Below are 2,930 nucleotides of genomic sequence, written 5' to 3'. Positions count from 1 at the left end.
AGAATTTTCTGTTTCCAATTAGCTAAATTTGCATCAGATTCTCCTAATAATTGACTGATTAAATCTCGAAAAGCTGACACAAAAGCACTAAAGGGAATATTACGATTAAATTGATCATATTTTCCTTTGATAAAATATCCCCTTTGTCGAACTATGGGTTTATGAACTTCATTGATAACAGCAGTTTTCCCAATGCCAGAAAATCCTGCCACCAACATCATTTCTGCTCTTCCTTCTCCCCCTTTTGTGGGAGTGTGGGGGGAATTACCAAAGGGATTACTAACTCGATCAAAAGCATCCAGTAAGATTTGTACTTCCGTTTCCCGTCCGTAGAGTTTTTCAGGAATAATGAAGCGATCGCTCACATCCCTTTCTCCTAACTCAAACGATCTAGTTTTCCCTGTCGTTTCTAATTGTTGCAGACATCTCTCGAGATCGTGCTTCAAACCCAAGGCACTCTGATAACGCTCTTCTGCATTTTTTGCCATTAACTTGATGACTATTTCTTGCAAGACTTCTGGCACTTGAGTTTTCAAGGGAAACTTGGGTTTCTCGGCAATATGACAATGCACTAATTCCATTGGATCGCTACTTTCAAACGGTAATTTTCCACTTAGGAGTTCAAAAAATGTTACTCCCAGAGAATAGAAGTCGGTACGATAGTCAATACCTCGGTTCATGCGTCCGGTTTGTTCTGGGGAGATGTAAGCAAGGGTTCCTTCCAGAACGTTAGGGTTAATTAGTTGTTGTTGTTCAATAGGTAATAAACTGGAGATACTAAAGTCAATGAGTTGAATTTGCCCAGTCTCCGGGTGAATCAGAATGTTAGTTGGTTTAATGTCTTTGTGAATAATGCGTTGTTGAGTTAAATAATGGATAGCTTCTGCTAGTTGAATTCCAATGTTGAGGAAATTTGCCAACGTTTGCTCTGAGTTTTGCCAATACTTGGAAAGAGCGATCGCTCCTGAGTCTGGCATAATTAAAGCATAACCATTATTATAGCGTTCTAAACCCAGAGGTTGAACAATAGCTGGGTGTTGCAGATGACAAGTGATGATGTATTGGTTGCGAAATTGGACTAATTCATTGAAACTAGGGTAACGGTTCCGTAGAACTTTAACGATCACAGACTGCCCAGTGCTGTTTTGAATAGATTTATAGACTAGGGTTCGTTTTCCGTCATATATTTGGTTTGTTTCTTGATATCCAGGTAAGTTAAGCATGATTTTCCCCTGAAAAATTCAGAAAAGATAATTGGTTTTATTTTATACCAATTTCATCAACTTGAGCTACTTAGGTTTGGAGTAGTCAAGAGGTAAGGTGAGTCGCCTTACTTTTTGAATTTGGTATTACTACATTTTATCATTTTCTAAAAGTTACTTGGCTATTAGACATCTCCCACAACCACTGATTCAATCAATTCTTATTTATAAATTATCAATTATAGTTGCTTGGAGATAAAAATTTAAAATGCTCAAAAGCTGACTATACAATACCAATTCTATAAATTGTTGCTACAAATATTTGGATTGTTTCTAGTAGTCAATAGTCAATAGTCGTAGGGGCGATTCGCCAATCGCCCCTACAGTATAAATAGTTTGTATTATCATTTTTGGCTATGAAACAATCTATTCTAGTAAATTTGCATGACTAATTAAAATACTTTAGTTGACTAAGCTATTTGTAACATTCTTTTTTCACGCTTGGTAGTATAAGAGTTTCAGGATTTTATATCATGTCCGGTTAAATACTTATATCAAATTAGTAGTCAGTAGAGGCGATTTCCTACGGAATGCTCCGCAAACGTTCTTCGCCCCTATTAGACATCTCCAATAATCAAAAATAAAATCAATATCTTATCCATAAATTATATAGAATCCGGTTATATAGTATATGTTGATAATTCTATAATTACTTCAGTATTCAATCTCCCCTACTCCCGTACGGACGTTTAGCTAAAGCACAACTTTCCTACGGAATGCTCCGCAAACGTTAACGCTGCGCGACATGTTTGCGCAGCATTCCGTAAGGAAAACGCATTAATGCTCAAGCAACGTCCCTACCCTACTCCCAACTATACAATAACTATTCAACCGGATTTGATATTACTTCTCCCTATTGCCCATTGCCTATTCCCTATCCCCTCTTTTCTGGAGATGTCTAATCTATAACTGTTGACAGCGGTTTTCATGATTAGTAGACCACAGTAGGGACCTTCCATGGAACGTCCCTACCGAGTTTTGGTTGTGAAAATGTGGTTCATCAAGAAAGAAAAGCGCTGTAAGCGGATTTGATCTGACTACTGCAGGATGGCAGAAATAACAATTTGCAGTTACATGCTTAAGCTTTATTAAGCAATACTTTTGAATGCGTGAATGCGTGAATGCGTGAATGCATGAATTCCGCGTAGCGGCACTAGGTTAAATTGGAATATCTATGATAAATTCACTACCTTTTTCCAGTTGAGAAATACACTGCAATTCTCCTCCATGTTGCTCGTTAACTATTTGGTAACTAATAGACAATCCCAGTCCAGTACCTTTACCAACTGGTTTAGTCGTGAAAAAGGGGTCAAAAATATGTTGCTGAACAGTCTCACTCATTCCTGGTCCATTGTCAGCAATGCAAATCCTGATCGTCTGCTCATTATGCTTTTCACTGGTGATACTAATTACCGGATAATCCTGAGTTTTGAAAGCATTTAAAGCATCAATGGCGTTAGTGAGAATCTGTAGAAACACTTGATTGAGTTGACTGGCGTAACAATTGACAGGGGGTAGTTGAGCATAGTTTTTCACTAGAGCAATATCTGGGTGGGAGTCATCACCTCTGAGGCGATGTTGCAAAATCATTAAAGTATTCTCTAATCCTTCATGGATATCTACCTGCTTTCTTTGGGATTCGTCAAGGCGAGAGAAATTGCGCAAACC

The 2,930-nt window shown here is 38.0% G+C and carries 2 protein-coding genes; both read right to left on the bottom strand.

Annotated features, from left to right (window positions below):
• Positions 1–1,223 (bottom strand): serine/threonine-protein kinase (locus F6K40_RS39610; protein ID WP_293145628.1); only part of this gene is annotated, 1,223 nt, incomplete at its 3' end.
• Positions 1,224–2,420: 1,197 nt separating this feature from the next.
• The coding region (locus tag F6K40_RS39605; protein WP_293145625.1) for a sensor histidine kinase at positions 2,421–2,930 on the bottom strand (510 nt) is incomplete at its 5' end.

The sequence above is a fragment of the Okeania sp. SIO3I5 genome, assembly GCF_010672085.1.
Lineage (GTDB): Bacteria > Cyanobacteriota > Cyanobacteriia > Cyanobacteriales > Microcoleaceae > Trichodesmium.
Note: the sequence above shows the minus strand (reverse complement) of the source record. Positions and strands in the feature narration are given on the sequence as shown.